General features: G+C 75.0%; 6 protein-coding genes. 1 reads left to right on the top strand and 5 read right to left on the bottom strand.

Going from position 1 to position 21,664, the window contains the following annotated elements; all coding sequences use genetic code 11:
• The 4 genes from ACFWJ4_RS07850 to ACFWJ4_RS07865 all read right to left on the bottom strand — a co-directional run.
• A partial coding sequence (locus ACFWJ4_RS07850; RefSeq protein ID WP_380540694.1) for a type I polyketide synthase occupies window positions 1-13,599 on the bottom strand: 13,599 nt, incomplete at its 3' end.
• A 256-nt stretch (window positions 13,600-13,855) separates the two neighbouring features.
• Entirely contained in the window at window positions 13,856-15,109 is a 1,254-nt protein-coding gene (gene ccrA / locus ACFWJ4_RS07855; protein WP_359898534.1) for a crotonyl-CoA carboxylase/reductase, read from the bottom strand.
• A 164-nt stretch (window positions 15,110-15,273) separates the two neighbouring features.
• The gene (locus ACFWJ4_RS07860; RefSeq protein ID WP_380540473.1) at window positions 15,274-16,011 is read right to left on the bottom strand and encodes a thioesterase II family protein; all 738 of its coding nucleotides are present in this window, start codon (window positions 16,009-16,011) and stop codon (window positions 15,274-15,276) included.
• A gap of 701 nt (window positions 16,012-16,712) precedes the next feature.
• Window positions 16,713-17,867 (bottom strand): transposase domain-containing protein, encoded by a 1,155-nt coding sequence (locus ACFWJ4_RS07865; RefSeq protein ID WP_380540476.1) that lies wholly within the window; start codon window positions 17,865-17,867, stop codon window positions 16,713-16,715.
• Window positions 17,868-18,097: 230 nt separating this feature from the next.
• On the opposite strand from ACFWJ4_RS07865, the gene ACFWJ4_RS07870 reads away from it, so the two are divergent.
• Window positions 18,098-21,139 carry an AAA family ATPase gene (locus ACFWJ4_RS07870; protein ID WP_380540697.1) on the top strand — a complete coding sequence of 1,014 codons (3,042 nt, stop codon included), beginning with the start codon at window positions 18,098-18,100 and terminating at the stop codon, window positions 21,137-21,139.
• Window positions 21,140-21,220: 81 nt separating this feature from the next.
• Here ACFWJ4_RS07870 and ACFWJ4_RS07875 read toward each other — a convergent pair whose 3' ends face one another.
• A complete protein-coding gene (locus ACFWJ4_RS07875; protein WP_380540479.1) occupies window positions 21,221-21,655 on the bottom strand; it encodes a glutaredoxin domain-containing protein in 435 nt (144 codons plus the stop codon).
• Window positions 21,656-21,664: the final 9 nt, after the last annotated feature.

Consider the following 21,664-nt stretch of genomic DNA (forward strand, 5'->3'; position numbering starts at 1 on the left):
CACCTTCGGACGCAGCACCGCCGCCAGACGCTCCGGCGTCAGGGCGCCGAACACCCCGTCGTCCAGCACACCCGCCGCATGCACCACACCCGTCAGCGGACGGGCAAGACCGTCCAGCACCCGCGCCAGGGCGGCCCGGTCGGCCGCATCGCACGCGACGACCTCCGCCTCGGCACCCAACTCGCCCAAATCGGCCATCAGTTCGCTCACAGCCGGACTGTCCGCGCCACGACGGCTCAACAGGGTCAGATGCCGCACACCGTGCGAGGCCACCAGATGCCGGGCCAGCAACCCGCCCAGCGTCCCCGTACCACCCGTGATCAGCACCGTGCCATCGGCATCCAACTCCACCGGAGTCTCAGCCAGTTGCAGGGAAGAGGCCCGCACCAGACGCGGCACCGACACCTCGCCACCCCGGATCGCCGCCTGCGGCTCACCACCGCCGACCACCGCCGGCCACAACTCCACCGAACCGTCCGCCGGATCCGGATCCAGATCCACCAGCACGATCCGGTCCGGATTCTCCGTCTGCGCCGAACGCAACAGACCCCACACCGCCGCCTGCACCGGATCAGCCCCACCACCAGCGGGAACCGCAACCGCCCCACGCGTCAGCACCACCAGACGCGACGAAGCGAAACGCTCCTCCGCCAGCCACTCCTGCACCACACCCAGCACCCGGGCCGTCAGCGCATACACATCACTCTCAGCCGGCACCGGCAGCACCACCACCGGCGGCACCGCCAACCCACCGGCCTCCAACTCCCCTACCAGGCCCGCCACATCGACGAAACCCCGCACACCGGCGACCTCACCGATCGCCACCCACTCCGACGAACCCGCACCCTCCGGACCCGCCGGAACCGGCACCGGCAACGGAACCGGCATCGGCACCCAGTCCACCGCGAACAACGCCTCCGGCCCACCCTCACCGACCGGCCGAAGCGCCTCCGCCGAAACCTCCCGCATGGCGAGCGATGCGACGGTCGCGACGGGCTCGCCCACGCCGTCGGCGAGGAGCAGCGACACGCCGTCCGCCGTACCCTCGACCCGCACCCGGAGCACCGAGGCACCCACCGCGTCCAGTCGGGCACTCGTCCAGGCGAACGGCAGCCGGGTGCCGCCGGCCTGGGCGACCGGGGAGAGCCCGACCGCGTGCAGTGCCGCGTCGAGCAGCGCCGGGTGCAGACCGAAACCGCCCGCCTCACCCGCCGCCTCCTCGGGCAGCGCGACCTCCGCATAGACGGTCCCACCCACCCGCCAGGCCGCACCCAGACCCCGGAACACCGGACCGTAGCCGTACCCGACCTCGGCCAGAGCCTCGTAGAAGCCCTCCAGCGGCAGCGCCGTGGCACCGGCCGGCGGCCAGGCGGTGAGGTCCGGTCCGGCGTCGGCAACGGCGGCCTCGTCGGCCAGGAGTCCGGCCGCGTGGCTGATCCAGACGGCGTCGCCGGTGCCCTCGGGCCGCGAGTAGACCTCGACGGTGCGCTCACCGGTCTCGCCGGCGGCGCTCACGCTCACCTGGATCTGCACCCCGGCGTGCTCGGGCAGCACCAGGGGCGTGCGCAGGACCAGCTCCCGGATCGCCGGGGAGCCGGCCCGGCGGCCGGCCGCCCAGACCATCTCGACCAGCGCGGCGCCGGGCACCACCACCCGGTCCAGGATGACGTGGTCGGCCAGCCACGGATGCGTGGCCACCGACAGCCTTCCGGTCAGCAGCAGGCCGTTGTCACCGGCCAGTTGAACCGCAGCGCTGAGCAGCGGGTGGCCGACCGGCTCCAGGCCGACCGTACCCGGGTCGCCGGCCGGCGGGACCGCCTCCGGCCAGTAGCGCTCGTGCTGGAAGGCGTACGTCGGCAGTTCGAGCCGTCGGCCGGCAGGCAGCACGGCCCGCCAGTCGACGTCCGCGCCGGCGACCCAGATCCGGGCCAGCGCGCGCAGCGCGGTGTCCACGTCCTCCCGGTCGCGGCGGGCCACGGGGGCGAACACCCCGTCGGGCGCGGACTGTTGGGCGGCTCCGCAGAGCACCCCGTCCGGCCCCAGCTCCACGAAGCGGGTGACGCCCTGCCCGTCGAGGTGGGCAACGCCGTCGGCGAAGCGGACCGCCTCGCGGACCTGGCGCACCCAGTAGTCGGGGGTGGTGAGCAGCCCGGGCTCGGCGATCCCGCCGGTCAGGTTCGACACGATCGGAACGCGCGGCTCGGCGAAGGTCAACCCGCCGAGCACGGAGGCGAATTCTTCGAGCATCGGCTCCATCAGCGCCGAGTGGAACGCGTGCGAGACGGTCAGCCGGCGGATCCGCCGGCCCTCGCCCGACCAGCGCGCCGCAAGCTCCTCCACCGCCTCGACCGAACCGGAGACCACCACCGAGGTCGGGCCGTTGATGGCCGCCACGTCCAGGCGGTCGCCGATCGCCTCGCGGACCTCGGCCTCGGCGGCCTCGACCGCCAGCATCGCCCCGCCGCTCGGCAGCGCGTCCATCAGTCGGCCGCGCGCCGCCACCAGCGCACAGGCGTCCGCCAGCGAGAACACGCCGGCGCAGTGCGCAGCGGCGATCTCGCCGATCGAGTGCCCGAGTAGGAAGTCGGGGGCGACGCCCCAGGATTCGAGCAGCCGGAAGGACGCCACCTCGACCGCGAACAGCCCGGCCTGCGCCCACACCGTACGGTCCAGATCCTCGACACCGTCGAACACCACGTCCCCGACCGGCCGGTCGAGCAGCAGGTCCAGCTCCGCGCAGACCGCGTCGAAGGCCTCCGCGAAGGCGGGGAAGGCCTCGTACAGGCCCCGGCCCATGCCGACCCGCTGCGCACCCTGTCCCGTGAACAGGAACGCCGTCTGGCCTTCGACCGTCGCACCGGCGACCACGTGCGCCGACGGGGTGCCCGTCATCACGGTGCCGAGCCCCTCGGCGAGGTCCGCCGCGTCCGCTCCGAGCACGACCGCGCGGTGGGCGAGCGCGGCCCGGCCGAGCAGGGCGTGGCCGAGGTCGGCCGGGTCCGGCTGCGGCCGCCCGTCGGCCCCGTCGCCGGAGCCGAGGAAGGCCGCGAGCCGCTCGGCCTGGGCCCGCAGGGCGGGTTCGGTCCTGCCCGACAGCAGCCAGGGGACCACCGGCGGCGCCGCCGCCGTCCGCTCGGCCGGGGCGGGGCTCGGCACGGCCTCGATGATGACGTGGGCGTTGGTGCCGCTGATCCCGAACGAGGACACGCCCGCGCGGCGCGGCCGACCGTCCTCCGGCCACGGCCGGGCCTGCGTCAGCAGTTCCACCGCGCCCGCCGACCAGTCGACGTGCGGGGTGGGCTCGTCCACGTGCAGCGTGGCCGGGAGGACGCCGTGACGCATCGCCATGACCATCTTGATGATCCCGGCGACGCCGGCGGCGGCCTGGGTGTGCCCGATGTTGGACTTGATCGAGCCCAGCAGCAGCGGGCTGCCCTCCGGCCGCCCCTGACCGTACGTGGCCAGCAGCGCCCGGGCCTCGATCGGGTCGCCGAGGCGGGTACCGGTGCCGTGCGCCTCGACCACGTCCACGTCGGCGGTGGTCAGTCCGGCGGTGGCCAGTGCCTGGCGGATCACCCGCTCCTGTGCGGGGCCGTTGGGCGCGGTGAGGCCGTTGGAGGCGCCGTCCTGGTTGACGGCGCTCCCGCGCACCCGCGCCAGCACCCGGTGCCCGAGCCGCCGGGCGTCCGACAGCCGCTCGACCAGCAGCACGCCGACGCCCTCGCCCCAGCCCGTACCGTCCGCCGCGGCCGCGAAGGCCTTGCAGCGGCCGTCCGAGGCGAGCCCGCCCTGGCGGTCGAACTCGCCGAAGGTGGCCGGCGAGACCATCACCGTGACACCGCCCGCGAGCGCCATCGCGCACTCGCCGCGCTGCACCGCCTGGGCCGCCAGGTGGAGTGCCACCAGGGACGACGAGCAGGCGGTGTCCACCGTCACCGCCGGCCCCTCCAGGCCGAAGGAGTAGGCGACCCGGCCCGAGATCACGCTGTTGGCGGTGCCGGAGAGCAGGTGCCCCTCGGCTCCCTCGAAGCCGTGCGCGCCGCCCCCGCCGTAGCCGGAGGAGGAGGCGCCGACGAAGACACCGATCTGCCGGCCGCGCATCGAGCGCGGGTCCAGCTCGGCGGACTCGAAGGCCTCCCAGGCGGCTTCCAGCAGCAGCCGCTGCTGCGGGTCCATCGCCAGCGCCTCGCGCGGCGAGATGCCGAACAGCCCGGCGTCGAAGCGGGTCGCCCCGGCGACGAAGCCGCCCTGCCGGGCGTACGAGTCCTCGGCGTCCGCGAACGCCCAACCGCGGTCGACGGGGAAGCCGGAGATGCCGTCGGCGCCGGTGGCGACCAGCTCCCACAGCTCGTTCGGGGAGGCGATGCCGCCGGGGTAGCGGCAGCTCATCCCGACGATCACGATCGGGTCGTCGGTGCCGGGAGCGGCCCCGCCGTCGACCCGGGCCGCCTCCGGAGCGGCGTCCGGGCCGTCCAGGTCGTTCAGGCCGTTCAGGTCGTTCAGGTCGTCCAACAGCTCACCGGCCAGGTGCTCGGCCAGCTCGCCGGGGGTCGGGTGGTCGAAGACCAGGGTGGCCGGCAGGGCCAGGCCCGTCTCGGTGCCCAGGGCGTTGCGCAGTTCCACCGCGGTCAGCGAGGTGAAGCCCAGGTCCCGGAAGGCCCGGTCCGCTCCGACGGCCTCGGCGGTGCCGTGTCCGAGCACCGTGGCGGCCCGCGCCCGCACCAGGTCCAGCAGGATCCGGCCCCGCTGCGGGACCGGGGCCGCCGCGAGCCGGCGCACCAGGGCGGTGCCGCCCTCGGTGGCGGGCTCCTCCGCGGCCGGCCGCTGGGTCGCCTCGGGCAGGTCGGCCAGCAGCGGGCTGGGGCGGCTGGAGGTGAACGCCGGGGCGAACCGCTCCCAGTCCACGTCCGCGACCACCAGGCAGGTCTCCCGCCGGTCCACCGCCCCGGCGAGCGCGGTGACGGCCAGCTTCGGGTCCAGGGCGGGCAGTCCGCGCTTGCGCAGGAAGTCCTCCGCCTCGCCGCGCACCGCCATTCCGGCCTCGGCCCAGGGGCCCCAGGCCACCGAGAGACCCGCCAGGCCGCGCGAGCGCCGCTGCTGGACCAGCGCGTCCAGGTAGGCGTTGGCGGCGGCGTAGAGCCCCTGCCCGCCGCTGCCCCAGACGCCCGCGATGGAGGAGAAGGTGACGAACAGTTCCAGGTCCAGCCCGGCGGTGAGCTCGTCCAGGTGCGCTGCGCCGGTGACCTTGCCACCGGTGGAGGAGCGCACGTCGGCGGGGCCGGTCCAGTCCAGCGGTGCGGTCTCGGCGACGCCGGCCGCGTGCACCACACCGGTCAGCGGGAGCTCGGCCGGGATCGCGTCGAGCACCGCCGCCAGCGCCGCCCGGTCGGCGGCGTCGCAGGCGGCGACCGTCACCCGGGCACCGAGCCCGGTCAGTTCGGCCACCAGCGCGTCCACGCCCTCGGCCGCCGAACCGCGCCGACTGGTCAGCACGAGATGGGGAGCGCCCCGACCGGCCAGCCAGCGCGCCACCTCGGCACCCAGCGCCCCGGTTCCACCGGTCACCAGCACCGTGCCCGAGGGGGTCCACGGCTCGGCCGGGACGTCCTCGGCGGCCGCCCGGACCAGTCGGCGGGAGTAGACCCCGGCGGGGCGCACGGCGACCTGGTCCAGGCCCTGGTCGCCGGTGAGCACCGAGGCCAGCCGGGCGGCGCCCCGGCCGTCCACGGCGGCGGGGACGTCGACCAGCCCGCCCCAGCGGTCCGGGTGCTCCAGCGCGGCGACCCGCCCGGCACCCCACACCTGGGCCTGGAGCGGATCGCGCAGCGGGTCGGAGCCGCCCACCGACACCGCGCCGCTGGTGACGGTCCAGAGCGGCGCGCCGATCGCGGCGTCGCCGAGCGCCTGGAGCAGGACCACCGAGGCGGTCAGCCCGTCCGGGCCGAGCGCGGTCAGCGACAGCACGCCCGCGTACTCGGCGGGCAGTTCCGCGAGCCGTCCGGCCAGCGCCGCCCGGCCCTCGGCCACCGGGTCGCAGCGGAACTCGACCAGTTCGGCCCCGGCTGCCCGCAGCGCCGCGGGCAGCCCGCCGGCCGGCCCGGCCGCCCCGCCCGGGCCGTCGGCGCCGGCAGCACCGGCCGCCCCGTCCGGCAGCACGACCAGCCACGTTCCGGTGAGCGCGCCCGCGCCGAGCCCGTCCGTGACCGGCTTCCAGGTGACGCGGTAGCGCCAGGAGTTGACGACGGCGTCGGCCCGGCGACGGCGGCGCCAGGAGGACAGCACGGGCAGCAGCGGCTCCAGCTCGCCCGCCGACTCGACGGCGAGGGTGCTCGCCAGCTCGCCCAGGTCCGCGCGCTCGACCGCGTCCCAGAACCGGGCGTCCAGGGCGTCCACGGCGCCGTTGGCGGGCGCGGGGACGGAGCCCGGCTCGGGCCAGTACCGCTCGCGCTGGAAGGCGTACGTCGGCAGGTCGACCCGCCGGCCGCCGCCCAGCACGGCCCGCCAGTCCAGCGCGACGCCGGCCGTCCACAGCGCGCCGACGGTCTCCGCGACCGCCTCCGCGCCGGTCCGGTCCCGACGCTGCATCGGCACGAACACCCCGTCGGTGACGGTCAGTTGGGCCATGCCGCAGAGCACGCCGTCCGGCCCCAGCTCGATGAACCTGCGGACGCCGTGCTCGCGCAGGCAGGCCACGCCGTCGGCGAACCGGACGGTCTCCCGGACGTGGCGCACCCAGTAGTCCGGCGTGCCCAGGGTGTCGGCGTCGGCGAGGGCGCCGGTCAGGTTGGAGACGATCGCGATCCGCGGAGCCTCGAAGGTGATCGTCTCCAGCACCGCGCGGAAGTCCGCGAGCATCGGCTCCATCAGCGCCGAGTGGAAGGCGTGCGAGACCGCCAGCCGCGCGGTCCGGCGCCCCTCGGCCCGCCAGCGGGCGGCGAGTTCGTCGATCACGGCCGCGTCGCCGGAGACCACCAGGTCGGCGGGTCCGTTGACCGCGGCGACGTCGGCCCGGCCGGCCAGGACCTCGCGGACCTCCGCCTCCTCGGCCCGCACCGCGAGCATCGCGCCGCCGCTCGGCAGCGCCTGCATCAGCCGGGCCCGGGCCGCGACCAGCCGGCAGGCGTCCGCCAGCGAGAACACCCCGGCGCAGTGCGCCGCCGCGACCTCGCCGATCGAGTGCCCGAGCAGCAGGTTCGGCACCACGCCCCAGGATTCGAGCAGCCGGAAGGTGGCGACCTCGACCGCGAACAGAGCGGTCTGGGCGTAGCCGGTCAGGTTCAGGTCCACGCCGTCGGCCGCCACCTCGCGGACCGGCCGGTCCAGCGCCGGGTCCAGTTCGGCGCAGACCGCGTCGAAGGCGTCCGCGAACACCGGGAAGCGCGCGTACAGCTCCTCGGCCATGCCGGCCCGCTGGGCCCCCTGGCCGGTGAACAGGAAGGCGGTGCCGCCGGGGACCGCGGTGGCGGCCGTCGTTCCGTCGAAGTCGGCCAGCCGGCCGAGGAGTTCCGTCCGGTCGTCGCCGACCAGCACCGCGCGGTGCTCCAGCGCGGCACGGGTGGTGGCGAGCGCGTGGCCGGTGTCGCGCGGGTCGGCGTCCGAGTCGGCCAGGAAGGTGCGCAGCCGCTGCGCCTGGGCCCGCAGGCCGTCCCGGGTGTGGGCGGAGAGCGGCAGCAGCGCGAGCGCGGGGGTCGGGGCCCGCTCGGCCTCGACGGCCGGGGGCTGCTCGATGATGACGTGGGCGTTGGTGCCGCTGATGCCGAAGGAGGAGACGGCGGCCCGGCGCGGCCGGTCCAGCTCGGGCCAGGACCGGGCCTCGGTGAGCAGTTCCACCGCGCCGCGCGACCAGTCCACCTGCGGGCTGGGCTCGTCCACGTGCAGGGTCGCGGGCATGATCCCGTGGCGCAGTGCCTGCACCATCTTGATCACGCCGGCCGCGCCCGCGGCGGCCTGGGTGTGGCCGATGTTGGACTTGATCGAGCCGAGCAGCAGCGGGCCGTCCTCCGGCCGTCCCTGACCGTACGTGGCCAGCAGCGCCTGGACCTCGATCGGGTCGCCCAGCACCGTGCCGGTGCCGTGGCCCTCGACCAGGTCGACGTCCCGGGTGGACAGGCCCGCGTTGACCAGCGCCTGCCGGATCACCCGCTGCTGCGCGGGGCCGTTGGGCGCGGTGAGGCCGTTGGAGGCGCCGTCCTGGTTGACCGCGCTGCCCCGGATCACCGCGTGCACGCGGTGGCCCTCGCGCCGGGCGGTGGAGAGCCGCTCGACCAGCAGCAGGCCGACGCCCTCGCCCCAGCCCGTTCCGTCGGCGGCGCCCGCGTAGGAGCGGCAGCGTCCGGTCGAGGAGAGCCCGCCCTGGCGGTCGAACTCGCCGAAGGCCGCCGGGGAGACCATCACCGTGACGCCGCCGGCCAGGGCCTGCTCGCACTCGCCGCGCTGCACCGCCTGCACGGCCAGGTGCAGGGCGACCAGCGAGGAGGAGCAGGCGGTGTCGACGGTGACGGCGGGCCCTTCGAGGCCGAAGGTGTACGCGACCCGGCCGGAGATGACGCTGTTGGCGGTGCCGGACAGCAGGTGCCCCTCGGCGCCCGCCAGCCCGAGGCCGCCGGTGCCGTAGCCGGAGTTGGACGCTCCGGCGAACACGCCGATCTGCGCGCCCTGGACGGAGCGCGGGTCCAGCCCCGCCGATTCGAGGACCTCCCATGCGGCCTCCAGCAGCAGCCGCTGCTGGGGGTCCATGGCCAGCGCCTCGCGCGGGGAGATGCCGAACAGTGCCGCGTCGAAGCCGGTCGCCCCGGCGACGAAGCCGCCCTGCCGGGCGTACGAGCCCTCGTCGTCGGCGAGGTCCCAGCCGCGGTCGGCGGGGAAGCCGGTGACGCCGTCCTCGCCCTCGGACACCAGCCGCCACAGGTCGTCGGGGGACTCCACCCCGCCGGGGTAGCGGCAGCTCATGCCGACGATCACGACCGGGTCGTCGTCGGCGTCGGCGGCGACGGCGGCGGCACGGGTGGGCGCCGCCGGCGCGTCCGGCTCGTCGAACAGTTCGCCGAGCAGGTACGCGGCCAGGGCGGTCGGCGTCGGGTGGTCGAAGACCAGGGTGGCGGGCAGCCGGAGGCCGGTCTCCGCGTTCAGCAGGTTGCGCAGTTCGACAGCGGTCAGCGAGTCGAAGCCGAGGTCGCGGAAGACCTGCTCGGGGTCGACCGCCTCGGCGGTGCGGTGGCCCAGCACGGCGGCCGCGCGCTCCCGGACCAGGTCCACCAGCACCTGGTGGCGCTGACCGGCGGGCCCGGCGGTGAGCCGCTGCCGCAGCGCGGTGCCCAGCTCGAAGTCGGAGCCCTCCCCCTCGGCCGGCCGCGCCGCCTCGGGCAGGTCGGCCAGCAGCGGGCTGGGACGGCCCAGGGTGAAGGCCGGGGCGAACAGCCCCCAGTCGACGTCGGCGACGGTCACGCAGCCCTCGCCGTGGTCCACGGCCCGCGCCAGGGCGCGGACGGCGAGGGCCGGGTCGAGCGCGTTCAGCCCGCGGCGGCGCAGGAAGTCGGCCGCCTCGCCCCGGGCGGCCATCCCGGCCTCGGCCCAGGGGCCCCAGGCGATCGAGGTGCCGGACAGGCCGCGGCTGCGGCGGTTGTCGACCAGCGCGTCCAGGTGGGCGTTGCCGGCCGCGTAGGCGGCCTGGCCGCCGCTGCCCCAGGTCGCCGCGATCGAGGAGAAGGTGACGAACAGGTCCAGGCCGTCGGTGAGTTCGTCGAGGTGTGTGGCGCCGGCCGCCTTGCCGTCGACGACGGCGGCCAGGTCGGCGGGGCGCAGTTCCTCGATCGGGCCGTGCGCCGCGACCCCGGCGGCGTGCACCACCCCGGTCAGCGGGAGGTCGGCCGGGATCCGCGCGAGCACCGCGGCCAGCGCCTCCCGGTCCGCGACGTCGCAGGCCTCGACGGTCACCCGGGTGCCGGTGGCGGTCAGCTCGGCGACCAGGTCCTCGGCGCCCGGTGCGGCGGCGCCGCGCCGGGTGAGCAGCAGCAGGTGCGGCGCTCCGCGTTCGGCCAGCCAGCGGGCGACGGCCGCGCCCAGGGCGCCGGTGCCGCCGGTGACCAGCACCGTGCCCGAGGGGGTCCACGGCCGTTCGGCGGTCCGGGTCGGCTCCGGGCGGGTCAGCCGGCGTCCGTAGCCGGCGGAGCCGCGCACGGCGACCTGGTCCTCGCCCGTGGCGCCGGCCAGCACCGCGGCGAGCCGGGCGCCGGCCCGGGCGTCCAGGGTGGCCGGAAGGTCGATCAACCCGCCCCAGCGGTCCGGGAGTTCCAGGGCGGCGACGCGGCCGAGCCCCCACACCCGGGCCGCCGACGGGTCGCTCGGCGGGTCGAACCGGCCCACCGAGACGGCGCCGGAGGTGAGCAGCCACAGCGGTGCGTCGATGCCCGCCTCGCCGAGGCCCTGGACGGTCGCCAGCGCCTCGGCGGCCGGGTCGGCGCCGGCCGGCAGCGCGACCACGCCGGCCAGGCCGGCCGGGTCGGCCGTCGGCCACGCCCCGGGGGCACAGCGCAGGACGGTGGCGCCGGCGGCCCGCAGGGCCTGCTCGACGGCCTCCGCCCGCCCGTCCTCGGGGTCGGCGGACAGCAGCCAGTCGCCGGTGAGCGGGGCGGTGTCGCCGAGGCCCGTCAGCGGCTTCCAGGTGACCTGGTAGCGCCACGAGTCGATGGTCGACTCCTGCCGCTGGGAGCGCCGCCAGGCGGCCAGCGCGGGGACCACCTCGTCCAGCAGGCCGGGGGCCTCCTCCAGCTTCAGGGTGGTGGCCAGCTCGGTGAGGTCCGCGCGCTCCACCGCCGCCCAGAACCGGACGTCCTGGTCCGAGGCCTCGCGCGGCGGGCCGACCGGCGCCGCCATGCTCTGCGGCCAGTAGCGCTCGCGCTGGAAGGCGTACGTCGGCAGCTCCACCCGGCGGCCCTCGGGCAGCACGGTGCGCCAGTCGACCTCGACCCCGGCCGTCCAGATCCGGGCCAGTGCGGTCAGCGCCGACTCGGCGTCGTCCCGATCGCGACGCAGCACCGGGGCGAACACGCCCTCGGCGCCGGCCTGTTGGGCCATCCCACAGAGCACGCCGTCCGGGCCGAGCTCGACGAAGCGGGTCACTCCCCGGGCGGCCAGGCAGGCGGCGCCGTCGGCGAACCGGACGGCCTCGCGCACGTGCCGCACCCAGTACTCCGGGGTGGTGAGCAGGTCGGGCGAGGCGACGGCTCCGGTCAGGTTGGAGACGATCGCGATCCGGGGACGGGCGAAGGAGACCGTCTCCAGCACCGCGCGGAAGTCCGCGAGCATCGGCTCCATCAGGGCGGAGTGGAAGGCGTGCGAGACCGTCAGCCGGCTCGTCCTGCGGCCCTCGGCCGCCCAGCGGGCGGCCAGTTCGTCGATCACCTCCGCAGTGCCGGAGACCACGACCGAGGACGGCCCGTTGACCGCCGCGACGTCGGCGCGTCCGGCGATCGCCTCGACGGCCTCGGCCTCGGTGGCCCGGACGGCGAGCATCGCGCCGCCGGACGGCAGCGCCTGCATCAGCCGGCCGCGCGCGGCCACCACGGCGCAGGCGTCCGCGAGCGTGAGGACTCCCGCGCAGTGCGCCGCGGCGAGTTCGCCGACGGAGTGGCCGAGCAGGAAGTCGGGGGCCACGCCCCAGGATTCGAGCAGCCGGAAGCCCGCGACCTCGACGGCGAACAGGCCGGCCTGGGTCCACATCGTCAGGTCGAGGCCGCGGCCGGTGAAGACCGCGTCCTTGACCGATCCGTCGAGGTGGCGGTCCAGTTCGGCGCAGACGGCGTCGAAGGCCTCGGCGAAGGCGGGGAAGGCCTCGTACAGCCCGCGGCCCATCGCCGCGCGCTGCGAGCCCTGGCCGGTGAACAGGAAGGCGCAGCGGCCCTCGCCCACCACTCCGGTCACCGCCGCGGCCGGGTCGCCCCCGGCGAGCGCGTCCAGGCCCGGGAGCAGGTCGCCGAGGACCACCGCGCGGTGGTCCAGGCCCGCGCGGGTGGTGGCGAGCGACCAGGCGAGGTCGACGGGGTCGGGCGCCTCGGTCTCGGCGAGGTGGGCGCGCAGTCTGCTTGCCTGGGCGCGCAGCCCGGCCGCGCCCTTGCCGGAGAGCGGCCACAGCGACGGCCGGCCGGCGGCGGGCGCGGGCGCCGAAGGGGCCACGGCGGCCTGGGCGGCCGGCTCGGTGCCGGCGTCCGGCCCGGCCTCGCCCTCGCCCTCGGCCTGCGGCTCGGCGGGCGCGGGCGCCGCCTCGATGATCACGTGCGCGTTGGTGCCGCTGATGCCGAACGAGGACACGCCGGCCCGGCGGGGGTGGTCGGTCTCCGGCCACGACCGGGCCTCGGTGAGCAGCTCGACGCCGCCCTCGCTCCAGTCCACGTGCGGCGTGGGCGCGTCCACGTGCAGGGTGGCCGGCAGCAGGCCGTGGTGGATCGCCTGCACCATCTTGATCACACCGGCCACGCCGGCCGCGGCCTGGGTGTGCCCGATGTTGGACTTGACCGAGCCCAGCCACAGCGGACCGCCCTCGGCACGCTCCCGCCCGTACGTGGCGAGCAGGGCCTGGGCCTCGATCGGGTCGCCGAGGCGGGTGCCGGTGCCGTGCGCCTCGACCGCGTCCACGTCGGCCGGGGAGAGCCCCGCGCCGGCCAGCGCCTGACGGATCACCCGCTGCTGGGAGGGACCGTTGGGGGCCGTGAGGCCGTTGGAGGCACCGTCCTGGTTGACGGCGCTGCCGCGCACCACGGCGAGCACCGGGTGCCCCAGCCGCTGGGCATCGGAGAGCCGTTCGACCATCAGCAGGCCGACGCCCTCGCCCCAGCCGGTGCCGTCGGCGCCCTCGGCGAAGGCCTTGCAGCGCCCGTTGCCGGCCAGGCCGTCGAGGCGGCTGAACTCCGCGAAGACGCTCGGCGAGGACATCACCGTGACACCACCGGCCAGCGCCAGCTCGCAGTCGCCCGCGCGCAGCGCGTGGACGGCCAGGTGCAGGGCGACCAGGGAGGAGGAGCAGGCCGTGTCGACGGTGACGGCCGGGCCCTCCAGGCCCAGCGCGTACGCGACCCGGCCGGACACCACGCTGGCCGCGTTGCCGATGGCCAGGTGGGTGGCGGCGCCCTCGGGCAGGGAGTGGGCGCCCTCGGCGTAGCCGGAGGCGGAGGCGCCGACGAAGACGCCGACCCGGTTGCCGGAGAGCGAGCGCGGGTCGATCCCGGCCCGTTCCACGACCTCCCAGGCGGATTCCAGCAGCAGCCGCTGCTGCGGGTCCATGGCCAGGGCCTCGCGCGGGGAGATGCCGAACAGCGCGGCGTCGAACTCGGCGACCCCGTCGACGAATCCGCCCTCGTCGGCGTAGCCGGACCCGGCCGGCCAGCCGCGGTCCTCGGGGAAACCGGTGATGGCGTCACCGCCGCGGGTCACCAGCCGCCACAGGTCGGCCGGCGAGCTCACGCCGCCCGGGTAACGGCAGGCCATCGCGACGATCGCGATGGGCTCGCGCTCGCGCATCTCCGCCACCTGGAGCTGACGACGTGTGCGCCGGAGATCGGCCGTCACCCGCTTCAGGTATTCGAGATACTTCTGCTCTTCCCCCACGCTGATCAACCCCTACTCCCGGCCGGCGGTGGACCGCAGCCGGTACCGATTACCCGTGAGACCGCAGCGTTTCGCATCCTAGGGAGAGAATCCCCGCGCGATACCCCTAGCCGACCCCAGAAAAAAGGACATCAGATGGCACGGGCCGTTCCGGGCCGTTCGCCGTCGGAGCGGGAACCGCATTCGCGCGGTTCCCGCTCCGTTATTCGGTTCGGAAATCCGCGCCGCCGTGGCGGCGCGGCCCCCGTCCCGTCGTTCAGCCGGTCCGCAGCGAGGTCTGCCCCGGCGCCGCGGCGTTCACCAGGGCGGCCAGGTTGCCGACGCCCTGCTGGTTCGCGTAGAGCATCTGGTGGGCCTCGCCGATCTGGTCGAAGGTGCCGCACCAGGTGATGCACGGGTCGAGCCGGCCGTCCGCCATCAGCCCGATGACCGCCCGGTTCTCCCGGGTGTTCGAGGCGTGCGAGCCCTGGAGGCGCTTGCTGCGCATCCACAGGTAGCGCAGGTCGAGGTCGCCGTTGTAGCCGCTGGTGCCGCCGCAGAGCACGACCATGCCGCCGTTCTCGCAGACGAACAGCGAGGTCGGCAGGGTGTCCTCGCCGGGGTGTTCGACGACGATCTTCGGGTTGCGGCGCTCCCCGAGGATCTCCCAGATCTTCGCGCCGAACCGGCGGGCCTCGGCCGTCCAGGCCCGGCCGGCCGCCTCGTCGTCGAGGTCCGGCAGCCGACCCCAGTGGGTGAACTCCCGGCGGTCGATCACGCCCGCGGCGCCGAGGTCCAGGCAGAACTGGACCCGGTCCGGGTTGGAGACCACGGCGATCGGGATGCCGCCGAGCAGCTTCACGATCTGGATGGCCGCCGATCCGACGCCGCCGGAGCCGCCCCAGATCAGCACCGGGTCGCCCGGGCGGACGTCGTGCGGGGCCCAGCCGGTCAGCTGCCGGTAGGCGGTGGCGCCGGTGACCAGGTAGCCGCCGGCGTCCTCCCAGGACAGGTTGGCCGGCTTGCGGTGGAGCTGGTGCTCGCGCACCACGGTGTACTGGGCGAAGGAACCGTAGTTCGTCTCGTAGCCCCAGGCCCGCAGCGACTTCGAGGCGATCGGGTCGACGCCCGTGCGGACGTCCTCCGCCGTCTCGTCCCAGGTCGCTCCGGAAAGGATGACCTCGTCGCCGACCTTGAACTGCTTGACGCCCTCGCCGACGGCCCAGACCACTCCGGAACCGTCGCTGCCGCCGATGTGGAAATCCTCCTTCTCGCCGAGCAACCGCTGTCTCATCGCGATGACGTCGATGGGTTCGCCGAGCGACGCCCAGACGTTGTTGTAGTTGATTCCGGCGGCCATGACGTACACCAGCACTTCGCCGTAACCGGGCTCCGGCACGTCGACGACCTCGGTCTGCATCGCCTTGAGGGGCTCGCCGAAGCGGTCCTGCCGGATGACGGTCGCGTACATCTGCTCGGGCACGAGGCCGAGCGGCGGAATCTCACCGAGTTCGTAGAGCGACTTGGACACGAACGACTCCTCTGGGCAGTTTTCCGGGATTTCCGAGGACCGGCTCGCAGAGCAGCTCTAGAACCGGTTCGAAACCGGCTGCCCTTCAACACGGTCGATTCGCGTGGATGAATGACGCGGCGGAACTTCGCGTGGACGGATGACGCGGAGGAACGGCGGAGCGGTCAGCCGAGCCTGGTGCGGATCCGGTCGACGACGGTGTTGGCGTGGGCGTTGAGGTAGAAGTGGCCGCCGCGGAAGACTTCGAGCTCGAACGGGCCCGAGGTGTGCTCGGCCCACTTCCGGGCCTCGTCCACGGTGACCTTCGGGTCGTCGTCGCCGACCAGGGCGAGGATCGGCGCGGTGAGCCCGGCACCGGGGGTGGGGCGGTAGGTCTCGGCGGCCCGGTAGTCGCTGCGCAGCACCGGGAGGACCATCCGCACCATCTCCTCGTCGTCGAGGAGGTTGTTGTCGGTCCCGTCCAGCCGCTTGATCTCGGTGAGCAGGCCCTGGTCGTCGAGCTGGTGGAACCGCTCGTCGCGGTGGGCGCCGGGGGCGCGCCGCCCGGAGGCCCACACCGTGTGCGGCACGATGCCGAGGTCCTCCAGCCGCAGCGCCAGCTCGAACGCCACGGAGGCGCCCATGCTGTGGCCGAACAGCGACAGCGGGCGGTCGGCCCATGGCTTGACGACGTCGACCAGCAGGTCGGCCAGTTCCTGCACGGATTCCACGCAGGGCTCCTGGCGCCGGTCCTGACGGCCGGGGTACTGCACCGCGAGGACGTCGACCTGCGGCGACAGCGCGCGGGACACCGGGAAGAAGTAGCTCGCGGACCCGCCCGCGTACGGCAGGCAGATCAGCCGGTGCCGGGCCTCGGGCGCGGGGTGGTAGCGGCGCACCCACAGATCGTCGATAGCTGCCATGGTGACTGGAATCCCTCCGGCGGTCGGCGTGGTGGGACCGCGACACCGGTGAGGCGCCGCCCGCGGACCTGCGGGACCACGCGTCTCACCTTGATCCGCGGGCGGGAGCGCACGAGGGTTCGTGGCCGGCTCCGGTCGCCCGCTGTCCTGTCGGGACCTCAACGGCTCCTACCGTGACCGGCCCGGCCCGGCCCGACAACCCCTAGCCGCACGGCGCGGGCGCACGCGCGCGGGGTCCTGCGGCTGCCCTGGTAGGGGATGCCCGCCGGCGCCCCGGCACCTTCCCGGGCCGCTGGAGCGCGGCGGCCGCGCGGGCGGTCGGGTCGCGCCAGGGCACGCCCTATGTCGGCGGCGCCGTCGGGGCAAGGGCGCCTCGTCGGACCGGGGGGGAGGTTAGGGGGCGGTGCCCGGCCAACTTTAGGGGTGCCGGCCGGCGGAACCGATCGAACCGGACGCGCTGATTCCACCGGTGGAACCGCCGCCGGCGCCCGGCCGGGGAATCCCCCGGGCCGGCGGCGGGACCTGCGGGCCTGGCAGGCAGAACGTGTGCGGAACGAACGCCTCCGATCCGTTCCGGCACCACCGAAAAGCCCCCGGGCCCTCCGTCCCATCGGATATGCGCACCGATCCGGAATGCGCCGTCACGTTTCGGCCATCACGGAGAAGTGGAACGGCTGATTCAGTTTCACCGCACCGGTGACTTAACGCCCCGGACCGGAGACCCGCAACCGACGCAGGGCGTGATGGACCAGCAGGTGCCCCCAGACCTCCTGCTCGACCCCCTCGGGCGAGCGCGAGCGCAGCACCCGCACGGCCTCCAGCTGATCGGCCGCCAGGTCCCGCAGGGCCCTCGCCCCCGACCTCCACGCGCCGTGCAGCGCGGCCAGCTCCGCGGCGGGGGCCCGCCCCGGATCGAGGATCGTGGTGAGCAGCCGGCCCGACTCCCCCGCCGAGGGGTCCTCGACCACCCGCACCACCGGCGCCGCCACCGACCCCGTCGACCGGCCCGACCCGCCACCGCCGCGACCGCCCCCGTCGGCGGCGAACCCGGACAGGAACGAGCCGTCGCCCAACAGCTGACGCACCGGCAGCACCGCGTCCGGACCGACCCGCCACAGCAGGTCCGCCCCACCGGCGGAGGCGTCCCGCCACACCGCCGGAGCGTCGAACCCGCCCTGGTCGGCGAGCAGCAGGTCCCCGCCGCCGAGGCGGTCGAAGAGGCCCCGGGCCAGATTCGGCACGGCGGCCGCCGACGGGCCGGTGGCCGCCGCGGCGACCGCTCCGGTGCCGCACTCGACCAGGGCCGCCAGTCGCACCCGCGGGTACCCGCCCCCGGGCTCCGGCGGTCCGAAGTACGCCACGTTCTCGGCACTGTCCGGCACCTCGATCGCCGCGCCCTCGACGGCGACCAGGCGCCGCCCCCGGTACGGGACTCCCCCGACCTGCCCGGCCTGCCCGACCTGCCCGGCCCGCCCGGCCTCCTCGACCGCCGCCGACCGGACGACCTCGGCGAACAGCTCCCTGAACGGCTCCGCCCCCAGCTTCACCCGGGCCCGCGAGATCGCCGCCGTACTGGGCACCTGCCCCGGCGCCGTGCAGCGCCCCGCCCAGGCCAGTCCCCGGACGAGCTTGCGGGCGACCTCCTGGTAGCCGTGGCCCGGAAACAGACACATCGCCAGGACCAGGTAGACCGTCACCTTCGGCGTCAGCAGGCGGTTCCGTTGCCCCTCCCGCCCGCACCGGGCCACCACCCGCTCCACCAGCTCCGGCGGGAACGACCCGGTCAGCAGCCCGACCGCGATGCGGTCGGGCAGTCCCCCGCCCGGTTCCGGGCCGAACTGCCCTGGTCGCGACATCCGACACCTCCTGAAACCACGCTACACGCACGATGCTTAAGTCACCGGTGTGGCGCTGAACGGAGTCCCTAGCGTTCGCCGTTGAAGTTCGCCTAGGGTGAAAGTAGATGCAAACCCGGGCACTCGGTCCCGCCGGCGTTCCCCTCGCGCTGTGTACACCGTGCATCTGAGTGATCACGCAACGTCATGGAGGCTCAAGGCAAAACGGGGGAGTCAGCCTTTCCGTTGCGGTGGATGCAAGGCTTTTACACAACAACTCGGAGGCATTCTTGCTGATTCGAGCCGAACAGCATGAAGCGTTGGAGTATTTACTGGACCTGTTCGAGGGACTGTCCTGCGGGAACGGTCGGGTGGTCCTCGTCAGCGGAACCCTGGGAAGTGGTAAGACCCAACTTCTGCACGATTTCTCGGCGCTGGCGGCAAAAGAAGGAGCACTGGTCCTCCAGGCGACCGGTTCGCGGGCGGAACGGGATCTCCCCATGGGGGTCATCGAGCAGTTGCTGCGCTGCGCCGAACTGCCGAACGAACTCGCCGCGGAAATATCCGCCCTGGTCGCGGAGGCGTTCGGCGACCACCTGGAACCCGACCACCGCTTCGAACGGCCGCAGGCCGTCGAGAACGAGACCATCCGTCGGCTCTGCAACGTCCTCCTGGGCGCCTGCGAGGGCCGGTCCGTGGTGGTCGGCATCGACGACGTGCACTTCGCGGACACCGCCTCGCTCCAGGCGCTGCTCTACCTCCAGCGCCGCATGCGCCCCCAGCGCATGCTCATGGTGCTCAACGAGTGGGACCGGCCGCAGCCCACGCTGCCGCTGTTCCGCGCCGAGGTGACCCGCGCGCCGCACAGCAGGGTCCAGCTCAAGCCGATGTCCGAGGACACCGTCCGCACCATCCTGGAGCGGACCCCGGACCACGCGATCGCGCCGCGACTCGCCCCGGCCGTCCACCGGCTGAGCGGGGGCAACCCGATCCTGGTCCACGCCCTGATCGAGGACAACCACCTCGACGCCACCCACGACCGGGCCCGGCCCGACGACCTGCCGCGCGTCGGCCGGTCCTTCGAAATGGCCGTCCTGGCCTGCCTCTACCGCTGGGAACCGCAGATCCTCGCGGTCGCCAGCGGCATGGCCGTCCTGCGCGAGCACGCCTCCCCGGCGCTGCTCGGCCGGCTGCTCGACCTCGACCAGCGGTGCGTCGGGCACGCGTTGGAGATCCTCACCAACGCCGGCCTGACCGCCGGCGACGAGTTCCGTCATCCGAACGTCGCGGCCGCCGTCCTCGCCTCGCTCTCGCGCACCGAGCAGACCACGCTGTACACCCGGGCGACGAAGCTCCGGCGCGACCTGGGCATGGCCACCACGGTCATCGCCGCCCAGATCGTCGCCGCGGGCGAGGCCGACGGCGACTGGACCGTACCGATCCTCACCGACGCCGCGGAGCAGGAACTGGCCGAGGGCAAGACCTCGACCGCGCACCTCTACCTCAACCTGGCGCTGGCCGCGGCCAACGACGACCAGCACCTGGCCACCCTGCGCACGTACGTCCACTCCACCTGGCAGACCAACCCCAGCGCGGTCGCCCCGCACACCAGCGCGCTGCGCGAGGCCCTGGTGGAGGGCAAGCTCACCGGCAAGGACGTCGTCGCACTGATCCGGGCGCTGCTGTGGCGGGGAGACCTCACCACCGTGTCCACCGTCCTCGCGGAGGCGAAGCGCTCGCACCTCACCCTCGGGCACGAGGACGGCGTCGAACTCCTGCACGTCTTCCACTGGTTCTTCGGCCCGTCCTTCACCCGGTCCTGGAACCTCGACGAGCTCTGCGGCACCGGGGGCGGGGGCGCCTGCCTGCCCGCGGCCGCGGAGGCGATCGGGGTCTTCTCCCGGGTCTGGGCCCGGGGCGGCGACGCGGAGAGCGCCTCGCTCGCCGAACGCGTCCTGTCCTCCTGCCGGGTGGACGGGATGCCGCTGGAAGCGATCACCACGGCGATCCTCGCCCTCGCCGACGGGGACCAGCCCGGCCGGGCCCTGCTCTGGTGCGACGAGCTGATCGGCCACGCCACCCGTCGGGGTGCGACCACCTGGCTGGCCCAGCTCAAGGCGGCCCGGGCCGACGTGTGCCTGCGCGACGGGGATCCCGAGGCGGCCGCCGAACTCGCCTCGGACGCACTGTCGTTGGCGGGCGAGGAGAACTGGGGGGTGTCGATCGGCTATCCGCTGTCGGTGCTCATCCAGGCCCACCTCGCGCTGGGCCGGACGGACGACGCCGCCAAGGAGGCCGGCCGGGAGGTCCCGAGCGCCATGTTCGAGACCGTGATGGGCATCCGCTACCTGCACGCCCGCGGCCGGCTCGCCCTGGCGGCCGGTCGGACCACGGAGGCGCTCGACGACCTCCGGACCTGCGCCCGTCGGCTCAGGGTCTGGCAACTGGACATCCCCGCCCTGATCCCGCTGACCGCCAGCCTGGTCGAGGCCACCTTCCAGGCCGGTGACCCGGTCGCGGCCCGGGACCTGGCGGCCGGTCAGCTGCGGGAACCGTCCCTGGACGACCGCACCCGCGGCACCCTGCTCCGGATCCTGGCCGACCACGACGGGGGCCGGGAGAAGCCCGCCCTGCTGCAGGAGGCCGTCGGCCGCCTGCGGACGCCCGGCGACCGGCTCGAACCGGCCCGGGCGGAGGCGGGGACCCAGCGGATCCGGGCCGGATTCGCCCCGGCCGTGGAACCCGGGCGGTCCGTCGGCGACGGGTTCGGGCCCGACGAGGAACCGCGCGCGGACCCGCTCACCGACGCCGGGCTCGGGGACTGCGGCGACCGCCGCCCCGCCGAGGACGGCCCGCGCGAGGACGACGAGCCGGCGCTCCCGCTGGGACCGCCCCCGGCGACCACCCCGGGCGGGGCGGTGGGCTCGCTGCTCACCGGCCTCAGCCGGGCCGAGCTCCGGGTGGCGAAACTGGCGGCCGAGGGCGACAGCAACCGGGAGATCAGCGACAAGCTCTGGATCACCGTCAGCACGGTGGAACAGCACCTGACGCGCATCTACCGCAAGCTGAGCCTGAGCGGCCGGGCCGGCCTGGCGAGCCTGCTCCGCTCGGAGCTGCTCCCGGGCGAGGTCGCCGTCTTCCGCGACGCACCCGGCGGCCCCGCCGACCGGGTCGGGTCCGAAGTCGGCTTCCACGCCGTGGAGATGGCGTGCCGCGCCGCCTCCTCCACGGATGCGCTGAAGGCCGTCGGCAACGCGGCCGGCCTGGGCGCCGACGGAGTCGCCGTCGGCTGACACCGGCCAGGACCACCACCGGTCCACAGCACGGGGCACCTCGCAGACCCTCCGCGAGGTGCCCCGTGCCACTCCCGCCATTCAGGCGGCGGACAGCTGTCCGCGCACCCACGCGGGGTCGGGGTTGGTGTGCGGCCGGCCGTCCACGACGACGGTCGGCACGGTCTCGTTGCCGTCGTTGGCCGCCCGTACGACCGCTGCCGCCTCCGGGTCGCTCCAGATGTCGACCCAGTGCAGCCGCCGGGCCGACCGGCCGAGCCGCAAGCGCAGCCGCAGGCAGTACTTGCAGCCCGGCCGCCAGTACACCACCGGCCGGCCGTCGGCCGCGCTGCGGCGCTGCGCCTCCGCCGCACCGAGCGACTTCGGGAAGACCAGCGGCGAGTTCACGGCCGCGAGCCCGACGAACGGCACCAGGAACAGGGCGGCCGCCCCGCCGTTCCCGTCGAGGGCCGGGCCGCTCGCGACGGCCACACCGCCGAGCACCAGCAGCAGCGGCAACATCCACACACGCATCATGGCGCCCCA

The sequence above is a fragment of the Kitasatospora sp. NPDC127067 genome (assembly GCF_042724755.1).
GTDB classification, from domain to species: Bacteria; Actinomycetota; Actinomycetes; order Streptomycetales; family Streptomycetaceae; genus Kitasatospora; species Kitasatospora lactacystinica.